18 protein-coding genes are annotated in these 21,365 nt (G+C 75.0%); all 18 read right to left on the bottom strand.

Features of this window, described 5'->3' with window-relative positions; all coding sequences use genetic code 11:
- Nucleotides 1-15: 15 nt before the first annotated feature.
- Nucleotides 16-1,641 carry an RsmB/NOP family class I SAM-dependent RNA methyltransferase gene (locus ICW24_RS06175; RefSeq protein WP_226344846.1) on the bottom strand — a complete coding sequence of 542 codons (1,626 nt, stop codon included), beginning with the start codon at nucleotides 1,639-1,641 and terminating at the stop codon, nucleotides 16-18.
- Nucleotides 1,638-2,600 carry a methionyl-tRNA formyltransferase gene (gene fmt / locus ICW24_RS06170; RefSeq protein WP_226344845.1) on the bottom strand — a complete coding sequence of 321 codons (963 nt, stop codon included), beginning with the start codon at nucleotides 2,598-2,600 and terminating at the stop codon, nucleotides 1,638-1,640. The genes ICW24_RS06175 and fmt overlap by 4 nt, the downstream gene beginning before the upstream one ends.
- A complete protein-coding gene (gene def, locus ICW24_RS06165; RefSeq protein WP_226344844.1) occupies nucleotides 2,600-3,145 on the bottom strand; it encodes a peptide deformylase in 546 nt (181 codons plus the stop codon). Before def ends, fmt begins: the two co-directional genes overlap by 1 nt.
- 400 nt (nucleotides 3,146-3,545) lie before the next feature.
- A complete protein-coding gene (locus ICW24_RS06160; RefSeq protein WP_226344843.1) occupies nucleotides 3,546-5,981 on the bottom strand; it encodes a primosomal protein N' family DNA-binding protein in 2,436 nt (811 codons plus the stop codon).
- A 114-nt stretch (nucleotides 5,982-6,095) separates the two neighbouring features.
- Nucleotides 6,096-7,310 carry a methionine adenosyltransferase gene (gene metK / locus ICW24_RS06155; RefSeq protein WP_226344842.1) on the bottom strand — a complete coding sequence of 405 codons (1,215 nt, stop codon included), beginning with the start codon at nucleotides 7,308-7,310 and terminating at the stop codon, nucleotides 6,096-6,098.
- 46 nt (nucleotides 7,311-7,356) lie between these two features.
- The gene (gene coaBC, locus ICW24_RS06150) at nucleotides 7,357-8,748 is read right to left on the bottom strand and encodes a bifunctional phosphopantothenoylcysteine decarboxylase/phosphopantothenate--cysteine ligase CoaBC (protein WP_226344841.1); all 1,392 of its coding nucleotides are present in this window, start codon (nucleotides 8,746-8,748) and stop codon (nucleotides 7,357-7,359) included.
- Between the two features lie 7 nt (nucleotides 8,749-8,755).
- Nucleotides 8,756-9,019 (bottom strand): DNA-directed RNA polymerase subunit omega, encoded by a 264-nt coding sequence (gene rpoZ, locus ICW24_RS06145; RefSeq protein ID WP_226344840.1) that lies wholly within the window; start codon nucleotides 9,017-9,019, stop codon nucleotides 8,756-8,758.
- Between the two features lie 64 nt (nucleotides 9,020-9,083).
- The gene (gene gmk, locus ICW24_RS06140; RefSeq protein WP_226344839.1) at nucleotides 9,084-9,713 is read right to left on the bottom strand and encodes a guanylate kinase; all 630 of its coding nucleotides are present in this window, start codon (nucleotides 9,711-9,713) and stop codon (nucleotides 9,084-9,086) included.
- Complete coding sequence (gene mihF / locus ICW24_RS06135; protein WP_226344838.1) at nucleotides 9,710-10,033, bottom strand: integration host factor, actinobacterial type; 324 nt, start codon at nucleotides 10,031-10,033, stop codon at nucleotides 9,710-9,712. The genes gmk and mihF overlap by 4 nt, the downstream gene beginning before the upstream one ends.
- A gap of 251 nt (nucleotides 10,034-10,284) precedes the next feature.
- Entirely contained in the window at nucleotides 10,285-10,620 is a 336-nt protein-coding gene (locus ICW24_RS06130) for a chorismate mutase (RefSeq protein ID WP_226344837.1), read from the bottom strand.
- Nucleotides 10,617-11,540, bottom strand: coding sequence for an orotidine-5'-phosphate decarboxylase (gene pyrF / locus ICW24_RS06125; RefSeq protein WP_226344836.1), 924 nt, complete (start codon nucleotides 11,538-11,540; stop codon nucleotides 10,617-10,619). Before pyrF ends, ICW24_RS06130 begins: the two co-directional genes overlap by 4 nt.
- A gap of 134 nt (nucleotides 11,541-11,674) precedes the next feature.
- The gene (locus ICW24_RS06120) at nucleotides 11,675-12,727 is read right to left on the bottom strand and encodes a dihydroorotate dehydrogenase (protein ID WP_226344835.1); all 1,053 of its coding nucleotides are present in this window, start codon (nucleotides 12,725-12,727) and stop codon (nucleotides 11,675-11,677) included.
- Entirely contained in the window at nucleotides 12,727-13,743 is a 1,017-nt protein-coding gene (locus tag ICW24_RS06115; RefSeq protein WP_226344834.1) for a dihydroorotate dehydrogenase electron transfer subunit, read from the bottom strand. Before ICW24_RS06115 ends, ICW24_RS06120 begins: the two co-directional genes overlap by 1 nt.
- The gene (gene carB, locus ICW24_RS06110) at nucleotides 13,740-17,066 is read right to left on the bottom strand and encodes a carbamoyl-phosphate synthase large subunit (RefSeq protein WP_226344833.1); all 3,327 of its coding nucleotides are present in this window, start codon (nucleotides 17,064-17,066) and stop codon (nucleotides 13,740-13,742) included. Before carB ends, ICW24_RS06115 begins: the two co-directional genes overlap by 4 nt.
- On the bottom strand, nucleotides 17,066-18,277 hold the full coding sequence (carA, locus tag ICW24_RS06105) for a glutamine-hydrolyzing carbamoyl-phosphate synthase small subunit (protein WP_226344832.1): 1,212 nt from the start codon (nucleotides 18,275-18,277) through the stop codon (nucleotides 17,066-17,068). Before carA ends, carB begins: the two co-directional genes overlap by 1 nt.
- A complete protein-coding gene (locus ICW24_RS06100; protein WP_226344831.1) occupies nucleotides 18,274-19,623 on the bottom strand; it encodes a dihydroorotase in 1,350 nt (449 codons plus the stop codon). The genes carA and ICW24_RS06100 overlap by 4 nt, the downstream gene beginning before the upstream one ends.
- On the bottom strand, nucleotides 19,620-20,558 hold the full coding sequence (locus ICW24_RS06095) for an aspartate carbamoyltransferase catalytic subunit (protein ID WP_226344830.1): 939 nt from the start codon (nucleotides 20,556-20,558) through the stop codon (nucleotides 19,620-19,622). The genes ICW24_RS06100 and ICW24_RS06095 overlap by 4 nt, the downstream gene beginning before the upstream one ends.
- The gene (gene pyrR / locus ICW24_RS06090; protein WP_226344829.1) at nucleotides 20,558-21,193 is read right to left on the bottom strand and encodes a bifunctional pyr operon transcriptional regulator/uracil phosphoribosyltransferase PyrR; all 636 of its coding nucleotides are present in this window, start codon (nucleotides 21,191-21,193) and stop codon (nucleotides 20,558-20,560) included. The genes ICW24_RS06095 and pyrR overlap by 1 nt, the downstream gene beginning before the upstream one ends.
- Nucleotides 21,194-21,365: the final 172 nt, after the last annotated feature.

The raw sequence follows: 21,365 nt of genomic DNA, 5'->3' as shown, positions 1-21,365 counted from the left end.
GCCGGGTTCGGCTCGTCAGGCGCGCTTGCGCAGGAGGGCGAGGAACATCGCGTCGGTCCCGTGGACGTGCGGCCACAGCTGCACGTACGGCCCCGGCCCGAGATCACCGATCTGCTCCCCCGCCGCGTCGCGGAACAGGGGACGGGCGTCGACCGCCTCGAGGTCGGGGTGGCGTTCGAGGGCGTCGGCGAGCAGGAACCGGGTCTCGGCGAGGTGGGGGCTGCACGTCGCGTACGCGAGCCACCCGCCGGGGGCCGTGGCCCGGGCCGCGGAGTCGAACAGCTCGCCCTGCAGGCGGGTCAGGGCGCCGACGTCGTCGGGGGTGCGGCGCCAGCGCGCCTCGGGGCGGCGGCGCAGCGCGCCCAGCCCGGTGCACGGGGCGTCGAGCAGGACGCGGTCGAACGCGTCCGGCTCCTCCGCTCCGACGGTCCGCCCGTCGCCGGTGCCGATCATCACCTGCGCGCCCGCGTCGAGGGCCGCGGCCACGGCCCGGCGCACGAGGTCCGTGCGGGCGACGCTGATCTCGTTGGCGAAGACGACGGCGCCCCGGTCGAGCGAGGCGGCCGCGAGCAGGGCCACCTTGCCGCCGGGGCCGGCGCACAGGTCGAGCCAGCGCTCGTCGGCGGCCGGCTCCCCGGCCGCGACGAGAGCGAGGGGGATGAGCTGGCTGCCCTCGTCCTGCACCGCGGCCCGACCGCGCCGGACGGCCTCGATCGCGCCGGGGTCGCCGCCCGAGGCGAGGACCGCGCCGAGCGGGCTGAGGGTGGAGGCCGTCGCACCGGCGTCGACGAGCTCGTCGACCCGGGCGAGTCCCGGCCGGGCCACGAGCGAGACGAGCGGGGCGGCGTTGTCGGCGTCCAGGAGGGCCCGCAGGTCGGCGTCGACCGTCTCGGGCGTGCTCGCGCCGTGGCCGAGGAGCGCCTGCCGCAGGGCCCGCACGACCCACGTCGGGTGGCTGGTGAGCACGGCCAGGGCCTCGACCTCGTCGAGCCCCCGCGTGAGCAGGCCGCGCCACGTGTCGGCGTCCTTCTCGCTGATGCGCCGCAGCACGGCATTGACGAATCCGCCGACACCGGAACCGATCTCGGCCCGCGCGAGCGAGACGGTCTCGCCCACCGCGGCGTGCGGGGCGACCCGCATCCCGAGGAGTTGGTGGGCGCCCAGGCGCAGGACGTCGAGGGCGGCGGGGTCGATGGCGGCGAGGTCCCGGCCGGCGCACTTGGCGATGAGCTGGTCGTAGAACCCCCGCATCCGGGTGGCCCCGTAGACGAGCTCGGTCGCGAACGCGGCGTCGCGGCCGGTGAGGCCCTCGTGGCGCAGGTGGGTGGGGAGTTCGAGGTTCGTGTAGGCGCCGCCGGCGACGGCGCGCATGACGGTGTAGGCCGCGCGCCGCGCGGGGTCGCCACCGCGGGCCCGCTCGGAGGGACGCTGCGCCGAGCGGCGGGCGGGGTCGGCGTGCCGGGGCCGGCCGCCGTGACCGACGCGCCCGCTGCCCGGGGCCCGGGAGGTGCCGCGCTGGGCGGGATCGGTGCGGTCGCCCCGCTCGGGGCGCCCGGCGGGGCCGCGGCGATCCGGTCGCCCCCGGTCGTCCCGTCGGTGCGGCCCGTCCCGCCGGTCGTGGCGGTCGTCGTCGTGGCTCATGCCTCGAACCTCTCCCCCGCGCCGACGCGTCGGCCCCGGGCCCAGTCGGCGGCGGACATCGGCTTCTTCCCCGGCGCCTGGACGGTGCCGAGCTCGACCGCGGCGGTCCCGGTGCCGACCCACACGGTGTTCTTGCGGGGCTCGATCTCGCCGGGCGCGAGGTGCGTGGGCGGCGCCGACGCACCGGAGGAGCCCGTTGGCGTCCCGGGTGCCGGCGTCACCGGCCCGAGCTTGATCCGCTCACCGCGGTGGGTGGTCCAGGCCCCGGGAGCCGGGGTGCAGCCGCGCACGAGCGCGCCGAGCGCGTCGGCCGGCTCGTCCCACCGGACCCGGGCGTCGTCGGCGGTGAGCTTGGGGGCGTGGGTGACGCCGTCGGCCCGCTGGGGGCGCGGCACGATCGACCCGTCGGCGAGTCCGTCGAGGGAGTCGACGAGCAGCGGCGCACCCTCGACCGCGAGGCGCGCCAGGAGATCGCCCGCGGTCTCCCGTGCCCCGACGGCGACTTCGTGCCGCGCGAGGACGGGCCCGGTGTCGAGGCCCTCCTCGAGGAGGAACGTGGTCGCGCCGGTCACCTCCTCGCCCGCGATGAGCGCCCGCTGCACGGGCGCCGCGCCGCGCCAGGCGGGCAGCAGCGAGAAGTGCAGGTTGACCCATCCCCGGCGCGGGATCGCGAGCGCCTCGGGGCGGATCAGCCCGCCGTACGCGACGATCGGGCACGCGTCCGGTGCGAGCTCGCGCAGGCGGTCGAGGAACGCGGGGTCGCTCGGGCGGGCCGGGGTGAGCACCTCGACGCCGGCCGCGAGGGCCGCGACCTTGACCGGCGACGGCAGGAGCGTGCGGCCGCGCCCGGCGGGGGCGTCGGGGCGGGTGAGGACCGCGAGCACGTCGTGGCCGGAGTCGAGCAGCGCCCGCAGCGACGGCAGCGCCACGTCGGGGGTGCCGGCGAAGACGACGCGCATCACTGCCCCCGGCCGCGGGTCGGGTGCGGGCTCGCCTTGACGACCGGGCCGGGCGCCCCGGCCCACTCCGCGTCGCGCATCGCCTTGATCGCCTGCTTGCGCGTCTCGCGGTCGAGTCGGTCGACGAAGAGCACCCCGTTCAGATGGTCGGTCTCGTGCTGGAAGCAGCGCGCGAGCAGCTCGGTGCCCTCGATGCGCACGGGTTCGCCGCGCATGTCCTGACCGGTGGCGACGGCGCGTCGGGCGCGCGGGGTCTCGAACTGCAGTCCGGGGATGGACAGGCAGCCCTCCTCACCGTCCTGAAGCTCCTCCGAGAGGTCGAGGTTCGGGTTGACGACGTGCCCGAGGACCCCGTCGACGTAGTACGTGAACACCCGCAGACCCACCCCGATCTGCGGCGCGGCCAGGCCCACGCCGGGCGCGTCGTGCATCGTGTCGACGAGGTCGGCCACGAGGGTGCGCAGCTCCCGGTCGAAGTCGGTGACCTCCGCGGCCGGGGTGCGCAGGACCGGATCACCGATGAGGCGGATGTCGTGGACGGCCACGGGCGGCAACTCCTGCGGGTCGGGGGCGGTCGAGTGGGGCGAGGACGAGGCCGGGCGGGACGTCGAGGAGCGGTCGGTGCGGCGGCGGCGCTGGGCCGTGATCGCCGTCGTGCGCCTCGGCCCGGCGGCCGACGTCGCGGCGTCGAGGCACCGGCCGAGCGGTCCCGGCCGCTCGGGATCGCCAGTCTACCGAGGGGGCACGGAGGCGAGTTCGCGAGCCGCGGTGAGCGGGACCGGCAACACGGGTGGGCCGCCTCACCTCCCGGGCCCGCCCGAGGCGCGGCCTCCTCCGGCGGGCACGGGAGGCCGACCGGCCGTTCGGTCGGGGCCCACCGGGCGCGACGGGCGCGCGGGGTGTGCGGTGGGGCCGGCGGACGCGTCGTCGACGAGGTCGCGGCCCTCACGCGAGGTCGCCCTCGCCCACCCGGACGGCGAGAGCCGGCGCACGCCGGGCGCTGCGGCGGCGTTTGAGGGCTCCGAGGGCGGCGGCCGCCGCCGCGCCCTGCGGGCGTGGCGCGCGCAGCAGCGCCTGGGCGGGCCGCTGCGCCTCCGGCAGGTCGGCGGGGACGACCCCGCCGGGCCCGGGGCGGCCACCCTCGACCGGGAGCGGGCCGAGCACGTCCACTCCCGCCGGGAGCCCCGCCTCCCCCAGGGCCTCGACGAGCGCCGCGTGCGGCCCGGACAGCCGTGCCGACCACGTGGCGGGCGGCAGCGCGAGCTCGGTGCGCTCCGTGAGCTCCCGGTCGGCGAACCACTCGGGGGCCCACCGGACGAGGGCCTCGACGACGGGCAGGGTCGCGTGCTCTGGCGCCCCGGCGAGGACGACGACGCCGCCCTCGGTCTGCGGCCGGGTCAACGCCGCCGCGGTGAGCCAGCGGCGCAGCGCCTCCTCGCCGGCGTCGAGGGTGGGGCGGTCGAGGTTCGCCCACGCGTCGAGGAGGAGCGTGGCCGCGTAGCCCCCGTCGGCCACGGGCTCGGCGCCCGGCGTCGCGATGACGAGGGCGGGCTCGGCCGGCACGTCGGGCAACACCTCCCCGGACCCGGACGTGCGCACCCGCGCGCCGGGGAACGCCCGCCCCAGCTCCTCGGCGGTGCGGCGCGCGCCGACGGCGCTGCTGCGCAGCCACCCGCCCCCGCACTGGGCGCAGACGAACCGGGCGACGCTCGTCCCGCACCGGCGGCACGTGGGCGGCGCGTCGGGCGCCGGCAACGACAGGGGCCCGTGGCAGGCGGGGCACCGGGCCCGGGCGCGGCAGTGGAAGCACGACAGCGACGGCAGGTAACCGCGCCGGGGCACCTGGACGAGCACCGGCCCGCGGTCGAGGCCCGCCCGGGCGGCCCGCCATGCGGCCGAGGGCAGGTGCGCGCGGGCGGCGGGCCCGTCGCGCTCCGCGTCGTGGCCCTCCCCCGCGACCCGGACGGACGGCGCGAGCCGCCGGCGGGCCGAGCGGTCGGGGACGAGCTCGCGCAGCAGCCCGTCTGCCACGAGCTGCGCCACCTCGACGGTGCGTGCGAACCCTCCCGCGAGGACGGCCGCGCCGGTCGACGCCGCGCGGCGCAGGAGGACGGAGCGCACATGCGGGTACGGCGCCCTCGGCTCGGCGAGCAGGTCGTCGCCGTCGTCCCACCACGCGACGAGCCCGAGGTCGTGCACGGGCGCGAACGCGGCGGCGCGGGTGCCGACGACGCACCGCACGTGCCCGCGGAGCACCTTGAGCCACGCGGTGTACCGCGCCTGCGGCCCCTGGTCGGCCGAGAGGCGCACGTGCCGACCGGGGCCGAGCCGTGCGGACAGGGCCCGGTCGACGCGGACGAGGTCGCGGTGGTCGGGGACGACGAGCACGACCCCGCGGCCGCCGTCGAGCGCGGCCCCCGCGGCGGCGGCGAGGGCGGCGGCCCAGTCGCCTCCGCCGGCCGGCAGGGCCGACCACGCGGCGGCCGGCCCCTCGCCCTCCGCGACCCGTCGCAGGAAGCTCCGGCCCGCCGGATAGTGCTCCCACGCGCGCAGATCCGCCGGCGCGACGGCGTCCGCCGGCTCCCCCGCGCCCGCGGGGGAGCCGGCCCCGGGTGCGTTACGAGGGGCGGCCTCGGCCCCGGCTTCGAGGGCAGCCGCGACGGCCGCCCGGAGGGCGGTGTCCGGGGCGGTGTCCGGGGCGGTGTCCGGGGCGGTCTCGGGGACGGTCTCCGGGTCGATGTCCCGGGCGGTCTCGAGAGCGACCCCGGCAGCGGCCCCGACGGCACCCTGAGGGCCGGCCTCCGATCCGGCGTCGACGCCGTCGGCGGGGGCGACCGGCGGCCCGGCCGCGTCGAGCGCCTTCTCGGCGCGGGCGTGCCGGGGCGGAACGGCGAGGCGCAGGACGTCGACGAGCGTACCGGCGTACTCGTCGGCGACGCCCCGGCACAGGGCGAGCACCTCCGGGGTGAGCACCGGCTCGGGGCTGACGACCCGGTGCAGCGGCGTGAGGGTGCCCTGATGGTCGGCCACGTCCTTGCGGGCGACGACGAACCCGTCGACGTCCTGACCGGCGAAGCGCACCTTGACCCGGACCCCGGGACGAGCGGTGTCGTCGAACTCGGCGGGCACCGCGTACTCGAAGGGCCGGTCGAGGTGGGGCGGCAGGACGTCGACGACCACCTCGGCCACTGGCTCCGACGCGGCCAACGGCTGCGCGGGACGGGCCCGGACCGGCGGCGGCGCCGGCACCTGGATCGCCGGGAGGTCCAACGTCGGCGCCGACGGCCCCCGCCCGACGCCGCTCGGGGCGGGCGGCGCGCCCGAGGCGAGCGCGGTGTGCGTCCCGCCCGCGCTCCCTCGCTCGCCGATGCGCTCGCTCATGTCCCTCGTTCTATCGCACGCCCCCGACAACGTCCCGACCCCGCGACACGCCCCCCGCACGACGTCGCCCGCCGTCCCGCGCGAGGCGGGTCCGGCGGGCGACGGTCTCCCGCGTCAGCGCGCGGCGCGCTGCAGCTCCTCGACCCGGTTCGTCTTCTCCCACGTGAAGGGGTTGACGAGGCCGGGGGCGGTCGTGCGGCCGAAGTGGCCGTTCGCCGCGGTGGTCTGGTAGATGGGGCGGAGCAGGTCGAGCTGCTCGACAATGGCGGCCGGACGCAGGTCGAAGACCTCGGGGATGGCCTTCTCGATGCGGTCGATCGGGGCCTTCTCGGTGCCGAACGTCTCGACGTACAGGCCGACGGGCTGGGCCTTGCCGATCGCGTAGGCGACCTGGACCTCGCAACGGTCGGCGAGGCCGGCGGCGACGACGTTCTTCGCGACCCAGCGCATGGCGTACGCGGCGGAGCGGTCCACCTTCGAGGGGTCCTTGCCCGAGAACGCGCCACCGCCGTGGCGGGCCATGCCGCCGTAGGTGTCGACGATGATCTTCCGGCCGGTGAGGCCGGCGTCGCCCATGGGGCCGCCGACGACGAACTTGCCGGTCGGGTTGACGAACAGGCGGGCGTCGGCGCCGTCGAGCTCAACGCCGGAGTCGCGCAGCTCGGCCAGGACCGGCTTGACGATGTAGGCCTCGACGTCGGGCTGCAGCAGCGCGTCGAGGCTGACGTCCTCGGCGTGCTGGGTCGACAGGACGACGGTGTCGAGGCGCACCGGGCGGTCGCCGTCGTACTCGATGGTGACCTGGGTCTTGCCGTCGGGGCGCAGGTAGGCCATCTGGCCCGACTTGCGGACCGCCGTGAGCCGCTCGGACAGGCGGTGGGCGAGGTAGATCGGCAGCGGCATGAGCTCGGGGGTGTCCGAGCAGGCGTAGCCGAACATGAGGCCCTGGTCGCCCGCGCCCTGCTTGTCGAGCGGGTCGACGCCGCCGGTGCGGTTCTCGTAGGCGGTGTCGACGCCCTGGGCGATGTCGGCGGACTGCTCACCGATGGAGACCTCGACGCCGCAGGTCTTACCGTCGAAGCCCTTGACCGAGCTGTCGTAGCCGATGTCGATGATCGTCTTGCGCACGAGGCTGGGGATGTCGACGTAACCCGTCGTGGCCACCTCGCCCGCGACGTGCACGAGTCCGGTCGTCACCATCGTCTCGACGGCGACCCGGGCCTTGGGGTCCTGCTCGAGCATCGCGTCGAGGATGCCGTCGCTGACCTGGTCACAGATCTTGTCGGGGTGTCCTTCGGTGACGGACTCGGACGTGAACAGACGGGACACGGGCACACTCCTGAACGGGGGTGGACGGCGGGATGCGGGCCTCACTCTATCGAGTCGGTCGGTCGTTCCTGAATCCCGCCCGCTCCTCGATCGCGTCCCAGATCCCGCCGGCGACGGCCACCTTGCTCGCCGGACCGAGCTGTTCCGGCTCCGGGTCGTCGGCGCCGAGCAGGTGCACGGTCGTCGCCTCCGCACCGAACGTCTTGTCGACGCCGACCTCGTTGGCCACGAGGAGGTCGACCCCCTTGCGCGCGAGCTTGGCCCGCGCGTGGTGCAGGACGTCGCCTTCCTCGTCGCCGGTCTCGGCGGCGAAGCCGACGACGTACGTCCCCCCGAGGGAGTCGGCGGCGCGGCGGCCGCCCTCGTCGGCGGCGGCCGGGTTCGCGGCGCGGTCGGCGTCCCGGGCGCGGACGAGTCCGGCGAGGATGTCGGGGTTGCGCACGAGCCGGATGACCGGCGCGTCGCCCGCGTCGGGGTCGGCCCCGGGCTCGTGAGTCTTCTTGATCTTGGCCCCGGCGACGCCGTCGGGCCGGAAGTCCGCGACGGCGGCGGCCATGACGACGACGTCGGACCCCGGCGCGTGCTCGCGCATCGCGGCCTGCAGTTCCAGGGCCGACTCGACGCGCACGAGCTGGACCCCGGCCGGCGTCGGCAGCTCGGTGTTCGCCGCGACGAGCGTGACGTCGGCGCCGCGCTCGGCCGCGACCTGCGCGAGGGCGTACCCCTGCTTGCCCGACGAGCGATTCCCGAGGAAGCGCACCGGGTCGAGCGGCTCCCGCGTGCCCCCGGCGCTGACGACGACGCGCCGCCCGCGCAGCGGACCGTCCTGCCCCTGCCCCGGTGCACCGGAGGGCCCGGAGGGACCCGCCGACGCGTCCTTCGCCAGGGCCGCGAGCGCCGCGGCGAAGATGTCCTCGGGTTCGGGCAGGCGGCCGGGGCCCGTGTCGACCCCGGTGAGGCGACCGGAGGCGGGCTCGACGACGTGGACCCCGCGCGAGCGCAGCGTCGCCACGTTGGCCACCGTCGCCGGGTGCTCCCACATCTCGGTGTGCATCGCAGGCGCGAGGACGACCGTCCCCCGGGCCGTGAGGAGCACGTTCGTCAACAGGTCGTCGGCGAGGCCGTGGGCCGCGCGGGCGACCAGGTCGGCGGTGGCCGGGGCGACGAGGACGAGGTCGGCCTCCTGCCCGAGGCGCACGTGGCGCACCTCGTGCACGTCGTCCCACACGCCCTCGGCGACGGGGCGCCCCGACAACGCCGACCACGTGGGGGCGCCGACGAAGCGCAGCGCCGCGGCGGTGGGTACGACCGTGACGTCGTGCCCGGCCTCGGTGAACCGGCGCAGGAGGGTTGCCGCCTTGTAGGCGGCGATCCCCCCGGACACGCCGAGCACCACCCGGAGGCGGCGGGCGTCGTCCGGGTGGTGCTCGGTGGTCATCGCGGTCTCAGGCCTCGACGGGCGTCGAGGTGAGGAGGCGATCGTTGATCTCGCGGAGGGCCACCGACAGGGGCTTCTCGTGGATCTGCGTGTCGACCAGGGGGCCGACGTACTCGAGGAGCCCCTCGGAGAGCTGGCTGTAGTAGGCGTTGATCTGGCGGGCTCGCTTGGCCGAGTAGATCACCAGGGCGTACTTGCTGTCGGCGACCTGGAGCAGGTCGTCGATCGGCGGGTTGGTGATGCCTTCGGGGTGGGCCGGGGTGCCGGACACAGGTTCTCGATTCGTCGTCGTGCGGTGGTCGGGTGCGATTGCCGGGCTCGCAAGGCCCCGGGCGTCACCCCGCGTGCTGCGGTCGATCCGCGGGCGCGGCTGCGGATCGACCCGTCCATGATACGAGCTCCGCCGCGGCGCGGGCGACGTCGTCGTTGACGATGGTCGTGTCGAACTCCTCCGCGGCCGCGAGTTCGACGCGCGCCGTGGTGAGCCGGGCCGCCCGCTCCTGCTCCGACTCGGTCCCTCGCCCGACGAGCCGGCGGACGAGTTCGTCCCAGCTCGGTGGGGCGAGGAACACGAAGTGCGCGTCGGGCATCGCCTCGCGCACCTGGCGCGCGCCCTGCAGGTCGATCTCGAGGAGGGCCGATCGCCCCTCGTCCAACGCCGCCACGACGGGGGCTGCCAGGGTGCCGTAGCGGTGGCGGCCGTGCACGACCGCGTGCTCGAGGAACTCCCCCGCGGCGACCCGCGACTCGAACTCCGCCGGGGACAGGAAGTGGTAGTGCAGTCCGTCGACCTCGCCGGGGCGGGGCGGCCGCGTCGTCGCCGACACGGACATCCACACCTCCGGGTGGTGTTCCCGGACGTAGGCCGAGACGGTGCCCTTGCCGACGGCCGTCGGCCCCGCCAGCACGACGAGGCGCGACCGGCCGGCGGCGGACCGCTGCGGTGCCGAGGGATCCCCCGTCACATCTCGCCTTCGCCGAAGCGGTCGAGGAGCGCGGTGATCTGGTTGGCGCCGAGACCGCGGACGCGGCGCGTCTCGGAAATGCCGACCTCCTCCATGATCTGGCGGGCGCGGACCCGCCCGACGCCGGGCATCGACTCGAGGAGGGAGCTGACCTTCATCTTGCCGATGACGTCGCTCGTCTTGCCCTCGCCGACGACCTCCTTGAGCGTGTTCTGGCCCGACTTGAGGCGGTTCTTCACCGCGGCGCGCTCGCGGCGGGCGGCGGCGGCCTTCTCGAGCGCCTCGGCGCGCTGCTGCGGGGTCAGCTGGGGTAGTGCCACGGGGGGTCTCCTCGTCCTGGGCGCGAGACGCCCGAGCGCCGGGCCGGCGTCGGTGCCGTGTCGCGGTGGGTGAAGGTCCGAGACGAGCAGGTGCCCGCGCGGATCGGTGTGGCCGACCCGGGGGAGCGTCCCGCGGACCGGATGTCGATCCGAACTTATCGACCGTCCTGACGTGGCGCAACGAGGGGAGCGAATCGGGTCGGCGCGCGCCGCCCACCCCGGCCCGACTCGCCGGCGTTCCTCGGCCCCGCTCAGGCCTGCGGGTCCTCACCTGCGGCGATGGCCAGGTGGTGGCGGATGACCTCTTCGACGACGAACGCGAGGAACTTCTCGGCGAAGGCCGGGTCGAGATCGGCGCTCTCGGCGAGGGCCCGCAACCGGGCGATCTGCGCCGCCTCGCGCCTCGGGTCGGCGGCGGGCAGCCCCCGGTCCGCCTTGAGCCGGCCGACGCGCTGGGTGCACCGGAAGCGCTCGGCGAGCAGGTGGACGAGCGCCGCGTCGATGTTGTCGATGCTCTGCCGCAGGTCGGCGAGCTCGGTCGGGACGTCGGTGGCCTCGTCACCGGATCGCGGGGTCGGCGTGCTCACGTCAGGTCCTCTCGGAGTCGGTCGGCGGTGCGGGCAGCCGCGGCGCGCAGGGCGGCGGGGTCGGGGCCGGCGGAGAGGACCTCGCGGCTGCTGGCGGCCAGGACGGCCGGGAGGGCCGCCCCGAACACCTCCCGCAGCATCTCCGGCGTCCCGCCCTGGGCGCCGACGCCCGGGGCGAGCAGCGGCGCGTTCGCGGCGGCGAGGTCGAGGCCCAGGCGGGCGACGGCGTCGCCGACCGTCGCCCCCACGACCATCCCGACGCTGCCGAGCTCGCCGGCGGCGCGGGCCGCCGCGTTGTCGCGGGTCACGCCGGCGACGATCGACCCGGCCACGCTCGTGCCGGCGGCGTCGCGAGCGTGCTGCACGCTCGCACCCTCGGGGTTGGACGTCAGGGCGAGGACGAAGACGCCACGGCCGTGGCGCGCGGCGAGGTCGAGCGCGGGGCGCAGCGACTCGTAGCCCAGGTACGGGCTGAGGGTGACGGCGTCGGCGGCCAGCGGCCCGTCCTCGAGATACGCGTGGGCGTACCCCTCCATCGTCGAGCCGATGTCGCCGCGCTTCGCGTCGAGCAGCGCGAGCGTCCCGGCGGCGCGGACGCGCGCGAGGACGTCCTCGAGCACGGCGACACCGGCCGACCCGAACCGCTCGAAGAACGCCGACTGCGGCTTGACGCACGCGACGTGACCGGCGAACGCCTCGACGCACGCGTCGGAGAACCGGCGCAGGCCGTCGACGTCGTCGGTCAGCCCCCACCAGCGCAGGAGCCCCGCGTGCGGGTCGATGCCGACGCACAGCGGGCCGTGCGCCGACATCGCCCGCGCGAGGCGCGTCCCGAACGGCGCTCGCGCGTCGGAACCCGCCGCGTCGGGCGGCGTGTCGCCGGGGCGGGCGGGTGAGTCGGACGTGGCGGGGGTGGTCATCGAGGCGGCTCCTTCGGGCGTCCCGGCGGGTGGCACCCGGCCGATCCACCCACCCGTCACGTGGGCCGCCGAAGGCGGGTCGATCGGACGGGACGGGGCGGGACCGGTCGGGACAGGCGGGGTTCGTACGCGGATCAGGGCAGGCGCGTGTGGGCGAGCCCGACGGCGTCGGCCACGGTGCGCAGCCCGCGGCGGCTCAGACCCTCGGCGAGCTCGTCGCGGACGCGGACGGGGGCGTGGGGATCGCCGAACGTCGCGGTACCGACCTGGACGGCGCTCGCTCCGGCGGCGAGGAACTGCAGGGCGTCCTCGCCGCTGCCGACGCCGCCGACGCCGACGATCGGCTTCGTGGGCAGGGTCCCGGCGAGCATCGCCGCGTACACCTGCCACACGGCGCGCACGGCGACGGGACGGATCGCCGGCCCCGACAGCCCGCCCGTGATCCCCGCGAGGTGGGGGCGCATCCGGTTCGTGTCGATGCTCATGCCGAGCAGGGTGTTGATCATCGTCAGACCGTCGGCGCCGGCGTGCAGGCAGGCGCGGGCGATGGCGACGATGTCGGTGACGTCCGGCGAGAGCTTGACGAACAGCGGAGTGTCCGGGAGCTGCTCACGCACCCGGTCCACGACCTCGGTCGACGAGGCGGCGTCGCAGGCGAAGACGAGGCCGCGGTTGGCGACGTTGGGGCAGGAGATGTTGACCTCGACGCCGACGCACGCCGAGAACGCCTCGCTCGTGCGCAGCGTCTTGGCGACGACCGCGAACTGGCGCGGGTCGGTGCCGGCGATCGACGGCAGGACCCGGGCCCCGGTCGAGGCGAGCCACGGCAGGTCGGTGGTGACGAACGCCTCGATGCCCGGCCCCTGGAGCCCGATCGAGTTGAGCATGCCGCCGGAGGTCTCGGCCATCCGCGGGGTGCCGCGCCCCGAGCGCGGGTCGAGCAGGACCGTCTTCGACACGAACGCGCCGAGGTCGTCGAGGGGGAAGAACCGGGCGAGCTCGCGGCCGTTCGCCGCGCACCCCGAGGCCGTCATGACGGGGTTGGGCAGCGTCATCCCGGCGAGGTCGACGGACAGGTCGGTCTCGACGTGGCGGGCCGCGGTGGTGCCGGCGCCCGGGTCGGGCGCGCCGGGGTCGGCGGTGGCCGCCTTGTGGTCACCCTCGCGGGACTTCTTGCGACCGAACATCACTGCGCTCCTTCGTCGCTCGCGTCGGGCCCGGACTCGGCGGACGCGGCCTGCTCGGGCGCGTCGGCCTCGACCGGGGCACTCGCCCGGGCCGGCCGGTCCCCGGCACCGACGGGCGCGGCCGGGACGATCGGCGCACCGAGGGTGTCGTCGGGCACCCGACACCAGCCCTGCTCGAACGCGTCCCAGCGGATGCGGTCGCCGCGGAACACGGGCCCCTCCACGCACGAACGGACCATGCGGGTCACGCCGTCGGAGCCGCGCACCGGCATGACGCACGTCATGCAGACGCCGACGCCGCACGCCATCGACTCCTCGACGGCGACCTGGGCCACCGCGCCGTGGTCGGCGGCCACGGAGGTGACCGCCTCGAGCATCCCCATGGGGCCGCAGGCGTAGACGACCGACGCGCCGCTGCCGTCGATGACGTCCCCGAGCACGTCGGTCACGCGGCCCTGGTGGCCCCGCGAGCCGTCGTCGGTCGTGATCGTCACGCCGTCGGCGTACCGCTCGGCCTTGTCGGCCCCGAAGAGCCGCTCCCAGCTCGCGCCGCCGAGGACGAGCTCGACGCGGCAGCCGCGGTCGCGCAGCGCCGAGGCGAGCCAGAACAGGGGGGCGCTGCCGTAGCCGCCGCCGACGAGCACGCAGGCGACGCGCTCGCGCGGCAGGGGGAAGGCGCGCCCGAGAGGGCCGACGAGGTCGACGACGGCGCCGACGTCCTGCGCGACGAGCCACTGCGTCCCGGGACCGTTGGCGGCCACGACGATGTCGAGGATGTCCTCCTCCGACCGGTCCGCGGCCGGGCTCACGGCGTGTAGGCTGAAGCTGCGCCGCAGCAGCGCGCCCGACGTCGGGCCGCCGACGGTGATCCCGACGAACTGCCCCGGCCGGGCCAGGTCGGGCACGCCGGGCGCCGCGAACGTCATGTACTGGAAGTCGCCGACGGGACGCGTCGCGACGAGTCGCGCGGCGACGTGCACGACCGACGGTTCGGTGCGCGGGGACACCCTGCTCATACCTGCTCCTCCCGACGCCCCCGCCGGAGCGTGGCCGCGTGTTCCTGCAGCGACGCCACGCCGGGCGCGGCGGCGCGGATCGCCTCGATGCCCTGCACGGCCGCGCCGAGCTGCTGGATCGTCGTGATGATCGGACGGTCCATGCTCGTCGTCGCGGTCCGGATCGCGTAGCCGTCGCGGCGCGTGTCGCTGCCCGCGGGGGTGTTGACGACCATGTCGACGTTACCGGCGAGGATCTCCTCGACGATGGTCGGCTCGCCGTTCGGACCCGGGCCCTCGCTGTTCTTGCGCACGCCGGTGGCGGCGATCCCGTTGCGCCGCAGCACCTGGGCGGTGCCGGCCGTGGCGAGGATCTCGAAGCCGAGGTCGGCGAGGCGCTTGACGGGAAAGATCATGGCCCGCTTGTCGCGGTTGGCCACGGAGACGAAGACGCGCCCGCTCGTCGGCAGCCCGGCCAGGGCCCCCATCTGGGTCTTCGCGAAGGCGGGTCCGAAGTGGGCGTCGATGCCCATGACCTCCCCCGTCGAGCGCATCTCGGGGCCGAGCACCGAGTCGACGACCCGGCCCTCGTGGGTGCGGAACCGCTTGAACGGCAGGATCGCCTCCTTGGCCGACACCGGGGCGTCGATCGGCAGCGCCCCGCCGTCGTAGTCGGTGGGCAGCATGCCCTCCTTCCGGAGCTGGGCGATGCTCGCGCCGAGCATGATCCGGGTCGCGGCCTTGGCCAGCGCCACGCCCGTCGCCTTGGCGACGAACGGCACGGTCCGGCTCGCGCGGGGGTTGGCCTCGAGCACGTAGAGCACGTCCTGCGCGAGGGCGAACTGCACGTTCATGAGGCCGCGCACGCCGATCCCCTCGGCGAGGCGGCGGCTGCTCTCGCGCACCCGCTCGAGCTCCCCGGGGCCGAGGGTGACGGGCGGGATGACGCACGCCGAGTCGCCGGAGTGGATGCCGGCCTCCTCGATGTGCTCCATGATCCCGCCGACGTACAGGTCGTGGCCGTCGTAGAGGACGTCGACGTCGATCTCGATCGCGTCGTCGAGAAACCGGTCGACGAGCACCGGCTTGTCCGGGCCCGCGACGGTCGCGCGGGTCACGTAGTCGACGAGCGTGTCGTCGTCGTAGACGATCTGCATGCCGCGGCCGCCGAGGACGTAGCTCGGGCGGACGAGGACGGGGTAGCCGATGTCGCGGGCGATGCCGAGGGCGTCGTCGGCCGAGTAGGCCACGCCGTGCTTCGGCGCCGGCAGCCCCGCCTCGGCGAGGACCCGGCCGAAGTGGCCCCGGTCCTCGGCGAGGTCGATGGCCTCCGGGGAGGTGCCGACGATCGGCACCCCCTCGGCCTTGAGCGCGGCGGCCAGGCCGAGCGGGGTCTGCCCGCCGAGCTGCACGATGACGCCGGCGACCGGCCCGGCGGCCATCTCGGCGTGGACGACCTCGAGCACGTCCTCGAGGGTCAGCGGCTCGAAGTACAGCCGGCTCGACGTGTCGTAGTCGGTCGAGACCGTCTCGGGGTTGCAGTTGACCATGACGGTGTCGAAGCCGACCTCACGCAGCGCGAAGCTCGCGTGCACGCAGCTGTAGTCGAACTCGATGCCCTGGCCGATGCGGTTCGGGCCGGAGCCGAGGATGATGACCGCCGGCGTGGTGCGGGGCGCGACCTCGGTCTCGTCGTCGTAGGAGGAGTAGTGGTACGGCGTGCGGGCCGCGAACTCGGCGGCGCACGTGTCGACCGTCTTGAAGACCGGCCGGACCCCGAGGGCGTGCCGGACGCCGCGCACGACGGGCTCGGAGAGGCCGACGATCTCGCCGATCTGGGCGTCCGAGAACCCGTACCGCTTCGCGAGGCGCAGCGCCTCCGGGCTGATCGAGCGGCTGCCGCCGGCCGAGGCGGCGATCGTCGAGGCCACCTCGTCGAGGAGGGCGATCTGGTCGAGGAACCACGGATCGATGCCCGTCGCCTCGTGGACGTCGGCCACGCTCAGGCCCCCGCGCAGCGCCTGCTGGACGAGGACGATGCGGCCGTCGGTGGGCGTCGTCGCCTGGTCGAGCAGGGCCCGGGCCATCTCGCGGCTCGGCTCCTCCCCGCGCCGCCAGTGGAAGCTCGACCCCGACTTCTCGACCGAGCGCAGCGCCTTCTGCAGCGCCTCGGTGAAGTTGCGGCCGATCGCCATGGCCTCGCCGACCGACTTCATCGTCGTCGTCAGCGTCGCGTCGGCGGCGGGGAACTTCTCGAAGGCGAACCGCGGCACCTTGACGACGACGTAGTCGAGGGTCGGCTCGAAGCTCGCCGGCGTCTCGCGGGTGATGTCGTTGGGCACCTCGTCGAGCGTGTAGCCGATCGCCATCTTCGCGGCGATCTTCGCGATGGGGAACCCGGTCGCCTTCGACGCGAGCGCGCTCGAGCGCGAGACGCGGGGGTTCATCTCGATGACGATGATCCGCCCGTCGACGGGGTCGACGGCGAACTGGATGTTGCATCCGCCGGTGTCGACCCCGACCTCGCGGATCACGGCGATGCCGATGTCGCGCAGCCGCTGGTACTCGCGGTCGGTGAGGGTGAGCGCCGGCGCGACGGTGATCGAGTCACCCGTGTGCACGCCGACCGGGTCGACGTTCTCGATGGAGCAGACGACCACGACGTTGTCGGCGTGGTCGCGCATCACCTCGAGCTCGTACTCCTTCCAGCCGAGGATCGACTCCTCGAGGAGGACCTCGGTCGTCGGGCTGTCGTGCAGGCCGGCCCCGCCGATGCGGCGCAGGTCGTCCTCGTCGTAGGCGAAGCCGGACCCCAGGCCGCCCATGGTGAAGCTCGGCCGGACGACGAGCGGGTAGCCGAGCTCGGCGGCGCCGGCGATGAGCTCGTCCATCGTGTGGCAGATGACCGAGCGGGCCGACTCGGCCCCGCAGCGCTCCACGACCCCCTTGAACGCCTCCCGGTTCTCGCCGAGCTCGATCGCCTCGACGTTCGCGCCGATGAGGGGGCACCCGTAGCGCTCGAGCACCCCGGCCTCGTGCAGGGCGATCGCGGCGTTGAGCGCCGTCTGCCCGCCGAGCGTCGCGAGCACGGCGTCGGGCCGCTCCTTGGCGATGATCGCCTCGATGATCTCGGGGGTGATCGGCTCGACGTACGTCGCGTCGGCGACGTCGGGGTCGGTCATGATCGTCGCCGGGTTGGAGTTGACGAGGACGACCCGCAGGCCCTCCTCGCGCAGCACCCGGCACGCCTGGGTGCCGGAGTAGTCGAACTCGGCGGCCTGGCCGATGACGATCGGCCCGGAGCCGATGACGAGGACGCAGGAGATGTCGTCGCGTTTGGGCATCAGGCGTGGTGCTCCTTCGCGTGGCTCGTCATGAGGTCGACGAACCGGTCGAACAGGTAGGCGGAGTCGTGCGGGCCCGCGGCGGCCTCGGGGTGGAACTGCACCGAGAAGGCGGGGACGTCGAGGCACTCGAGCCCCTCGACGACGTCGTCGTTGAGGCAGACGTGGCTCACGCGCACGCGGCCGTGGTCGGTGCCCTCGGCGGCGTCGCTGGGGGCGGCCACGGCCCCGCCGGCCTCGCCGTCGTCCCCGGTCAGCGGGGCGTCGACGGCGAAGCCGTGGTTCTGCGCGGTGATCTCGACCTTGCCCGTCGACCGGTCGAGCACCGGCACGTTGATCCCGCGGTGCCCGTAGGTGAGCTTGAACGTGCCGAACCCCAGGGCCCGGCCGAGAAGCTGGTTGCCGAAGCAGATCCCGAAGAAGGGGATGCGGCGGGCGAGCACCTCGCGCAGCAGGGTGATCTCGGACGTGGCCGTGGCCGGGTCCCCGGGGCCGTTGCTGAAGAACACGCCGTCGGGGCGCACCGCGAGGACGTCGTCGATCGAGCTCGTCGCGGGCAGGACGTGCACGTCGATCCCGCGCTCGGCCAGCATGCGCGGGGTGTTGGACTTGATGCCGAGGTCGAGCGCGGCGACGGTGAACCGCCGCTCCCCCACGGCGGGCACCGTGTACGAGGTCTCGATGCTGACCTGCGAGGCCAGCTCCGAGCCCGCCATGGCGGGCGCGTCCTGCACCCGGCGGACCAGCTCCTCCGTCGCGAGCGCGGCCTCGTCGCCGGAGAAGATGCCGACCCGCATCGCGCCCCGCTCGCGCAGGTGCCGGGTGAGGGCCCGGGTGTCGATGTCGCTGATCCCGACGACGCCCTGCTCGCGCAGGTCGTCCTCGAGGGTGCGCTCGCTGCGCCAGTTGCTCGGCCGGATCGCCGGGTCGCGGACGACGTAGCCTGCGACCCAGATGCGCCGCGACTCCGCGTCGTCGTCGTTGACGCCGGTGTTGCCGACGTGTGGGGCCGTCATGACGACGACCTGCCGGTGGTAGCTGGGGTCGGTGAGCGTCTCCTGGTAGCCGCTCATGCCCGTGGAGAAGACGGCCTCGCCGGTCGTCTGTCCCACCGCGCCGTAGGCGAGCCCGTCGAAGCGGCGGCCGTCCTCGAGGACGAGCGCGGCGCGCGGGCGGTCCAGCAGCGAGGTGGTGCGGGTCGGGTCGCTCACGCGGGCACCTCGATCGTGTCGGGGGCGGCGCCCAGGTCGACGACCCGGCCGTCCAGGAGGGTCGGCGTGCCCCGCAGGATGGTCGTGACGACGGCGCCGGTCAGCGTGCGGCCGTGCCACGGCTGGTTGCGCGACCGCGACTGGGTCGCCTCGCGGTCGACGGTGATCTCGCGGGTCGGGTCGACGAGGGTGATGTTCGCGGGCTCGCCCGGGGCCAGGGGCCGACCGTGACCGGTCAGGCCGGCGATGGCCGCGGGCCGCACCGACATCGCCTGCGCCACGTCGGCCCAGGTCATCCGACCGGGCTGCACGAGGTAGGTCGACACGACCGACAGCGCGGTCTCGAGGCCCAGCATCCCGAACGCGGCGACGGTGAAGTCGTGCTGCTTGTCGTGCAGACCGTGCGGGGCGTGGTCCGTGCCGACGACGTCGATCGTGCCGTCGGCGAGGCCGGCGCGCAGGGCCTCGACGTCGTCGGGCGTCCGCAGCGGCGGGTTGACCTTGTAGGCGGAGTCGTAGCTCTCCAGCAGGTCGACCGTGAGGGCGAGGTGGTGCGGGGTCACTTCGGCGGTGACGTCGAGGCCGTCGGCCTTGGCGCGGCGGATGAGCTCGACCGATCCGGCGGTCGACACGTGGCAGACGTGCAGGCGCGAGCCGGTGAGCTTCGTGAGCATGATGTCGCGCCCGATGATCGACTCCTCCGCGACCGCCGGCCATCCCGGCAGGCCGAGGCGACCCGACCACGGCCCCTCGTCGCAGCACGAGGCGCGGGGCGCGAGCTGCGGGTCCTGCGCGTGCTGGGCGATGACGCCGCCGAAGGCGGTGACGTACTCGAGCGCCCGCCGCATGAGCACCGGGTCGTGCACGCAGTGGCCGTCGTCGCTGAACATCCGCACGCCCGCTCGGCTGCGGGCCATGAGGCCCAGCTCGGCGAGCTCGGTGCCGGCGAGGTCCTTGGTCACCGCCCCGACCGGGAAGACGTCGGCGTGCGGCGCCTGCAGGCCCTTGAGGTAGACCCAGTCGGCGTCGCTCGCGCTGTCGGTGACCGGGGTCGTGTTCGGCATGGCCATGACCGCGGTGTACCCGCCCGCCGCGGCGGCCCGGGCGCCCGACGCGATCGTCTCGGTGTCCTCGCGGCCCGGTTCGCGCAGGTGGGTGTGGACGTCGACGAGGCCGGGCAGGGCCACGAGCCCGGTGGCGTCGAGCACGCGGGCGTCGGGCGCGTCGATCCCCTCGCCGACCTCGGCGATGACCCCGTCGCGCAGGAGGAGGTCGGCGCGTCCCCGGCCGAGCAGGTCGGCCCCGGTGATCAGGATGGGCCCCGTGGAGGGGGTGGGCGTGCTCACGAGCGGCTCCCTTCGCCGGCGAAGACGTGGAACAGGACGGCCATGCGCACGCTGACGCCCGCCGCGACCTGGTCGAGGATGAGGGATCGGGCGGCGTCGGCCGCCTCCGGGGCGATCTCCAGGCCGCGGTTCATCGGGCCGGGGTGGGCGACGACCGCGTGGTCGGGCAGACGGCGCAGGCGTTCGCGGGTCAGGCCCCAGCCGGCGACGTAGTCGGCCTCGCTCGGGAAGAATCCCCCGCTCATGCGCTCGCGCTGGACCCGCAGCATCATCAGCGCGTCGACGTGCGGCAGGACCGCGTCGAGGTCGTCGGTGACCGTGACCCCGGCGGCGCCCGGCCAGTCCCGGACCCCGGTGGGCAGGAGGGTCGCCGGCGCGACGAGGGTGACGTCGGCGCCCAGCTCGCGCAGGCAGATGAGGTTGCTGCGCACGACGCGGGAGTGGAACAGGTCGCCGACGATGGCGACGTGCCGGCCCTCGAGGTTCCCGAGCCGGCGGCGCATGGCGAACGCGTCGAGCAGCGCCTGCGTGGGGTGCTCGTGCATGCCGTCGCCGGCGTTGACGACCGGCAGGCCCGTCCAGTCCATCGCGAGCTTCGGGGCGCCGGAGGCGCTGTGGCGGATGACGAACCCGTCGACGCCCATCGCGGCGACGGTGAGCATCGTGTCGCGCAGCGACTCGCCCTTACTCGTCGAGGAGCCCTTGCCGCTGAAGGCCATGGTGTCCGCCGACAGCCGCTTCGCCGCGAGGTCGAAGCTCATCTTCGTGCGGGTGCTGTCCTCGAAGAACATGTTGACGATCGTGCGTCCGCGCAGGGCCGGGAGCTTCTTGAGCTCGCGTTCCTGCACGTGCGACATCTCCTCGGCCGTGTCGAGGAGGGTCGTGATCTGTTCGCGGTCCAGTCCCTCGATGCCGATGAGGTGGGGCAGGTGCATCAGCGGGCCTCCTTGGCGATCCGGACCTCGTCGGTGCCGTCGAACTCGTCCAGGAGCACCGAGACGCGCTCGCTGCTGCTCGTGGGCAGGTTCTTGCCGACGTGGTCCGCTCGGATGGGCAGGTCGCGGTGGCCACGGTCCACGAGGACGGCGAGGCGCACGGCGCGCGGACGGCCGATGTCGCCGAGGGCGTCCAGCGCGGCCCGCACGGTGCGGCCGGAGTACAGGACGTCGTCGACGAGGACGACGACCTTGTCGTCGATGCCGTCGCCGGGGATGCGGGTGGGTTCCATGCGGCGCGTCGGGCGGCGACGCAGGTCGTCGCGGTAGAGCGTGATGTCGAGGGTGCCCAGCGGGACGTCGACGCCCTCCACCTCGGAGACGAGGCGCGCCAGTCGGGCGGCGAGGGCGACACCGCGGGTGGGGATGCCGAGGATGACGAGGCCCGAGGCGCCCTTGTTGCCCTCGATGATCTCGTGGGCCATGCGGCGCAGGGCCCGCCCCACGTCGGGGGCGCCGAGGACGACTCGCTCCCCCACGGTCGGCTCGGTCGATTCGGTCCGGCCCGCAGCGGGATCCACGTGGGAGGACGGGATCGGCTCGGGCGATGAGGGTGCAGCAGAGTCGGGCGTCATCAGGCGCCGGACCTCCTTCCCCGCCTCACAGGACGGTGGTTAAAGGATGTCGAAACGGCTCGACCCTACCGCGCCGCGCGACGCCGTCCTGCACCGCGACCCGCAACCCCTGCAGCCGTGGACCCCCTCGGCACCCCGTCGGCCCGTTCTTCGAGATCCACCTGTCGGGCGT

The sequence above is a fragment of the Agilicoccus flavus genome (assembly GCF_014857905.1).
GTDB classification, from domain to species: domain Bacteria; phylum Actinomycetota; class Actinomycetes; order Actinomycetales; family Dermatophilaceae; genus Agilicoccus; species Agilicoccus flavus.
The sequence above is the reverse complement of the archived record's forward strand: the minus strand, read 5'-3'. Positions and strand labels throughout refer to the sequence as shown.

Bases quoted from the DNA above. Each gene is read 5' to 3' on its own strand.
- ICW24_RS06175 (WP_226344846.1), bottom strand. From the start codon at position 1,641: ATGAGCCACGACGACGACCGCCACGACCGGCGGGACGGGCCGCACCGA.
- fmt (WP_226344845.1), bottom strand. From the start codon at position 2,600: ATGCGCGTCGTCTTCGCCGGCACCCCCGACGTGGCGCTGCCGTCGCTG.
- ICW24_RS06160 (WP_226344843.1), bottom strand. From the start codon at position 5,981: ATGAGCGAGCGCATCGGCGAGCGAGGGAGCGCGGGCGGGACGCACACC.
- coaBC (WP_226344841.1), bottom strand. From the start codon at position 8,748: ATGACCACCGAGCACCACCCGGACGACGCCCGCCGCCTCCGGGTGGTG.
- pyrF (WP_226344836.1), bottom strand. From the start codon at position 11,540: ATGACCACCCCCGCCACGTCCGACTCACCCGCCCGCCCCGGCGACACG.
- ICW24_RS06120 (WP_226344835.1), bottom strand. From the start codon at position 12,727: ATGTTCGGTCGCAAGAAGTCCCGCGAGGGTGACCACAAGGCGGCCACC.
- ICW24_RS06115 (WP_226344834.1), bottom strand. From the start codon at position 13,743: ATGAGCAGGGTGTCCCCGCGCACCGAACCGTCGGTCGTGCACGTCGCC.
- carB (WP_226344833.1), bottom strand. From the start codon at position 17,066: ATGCCCAAACGCGACGACATCTCCTGCGTCCTCGTCATCGGCTCCGGG.
- ICW24_RS06095 (WP_226344830.1), bottom strand. From the start codon at position 20,558: ATGCACCTGCCCCACCTCATCGGCATCGAGGGACTGGACCGCGAACAG.
- pyrR (WP_226344829.1), bottom strand. From the start codon at position 21,193: ATGACGCCCGACTCTGCTGCACCCTCATCGCCCGAGCCGATCCCGTCC.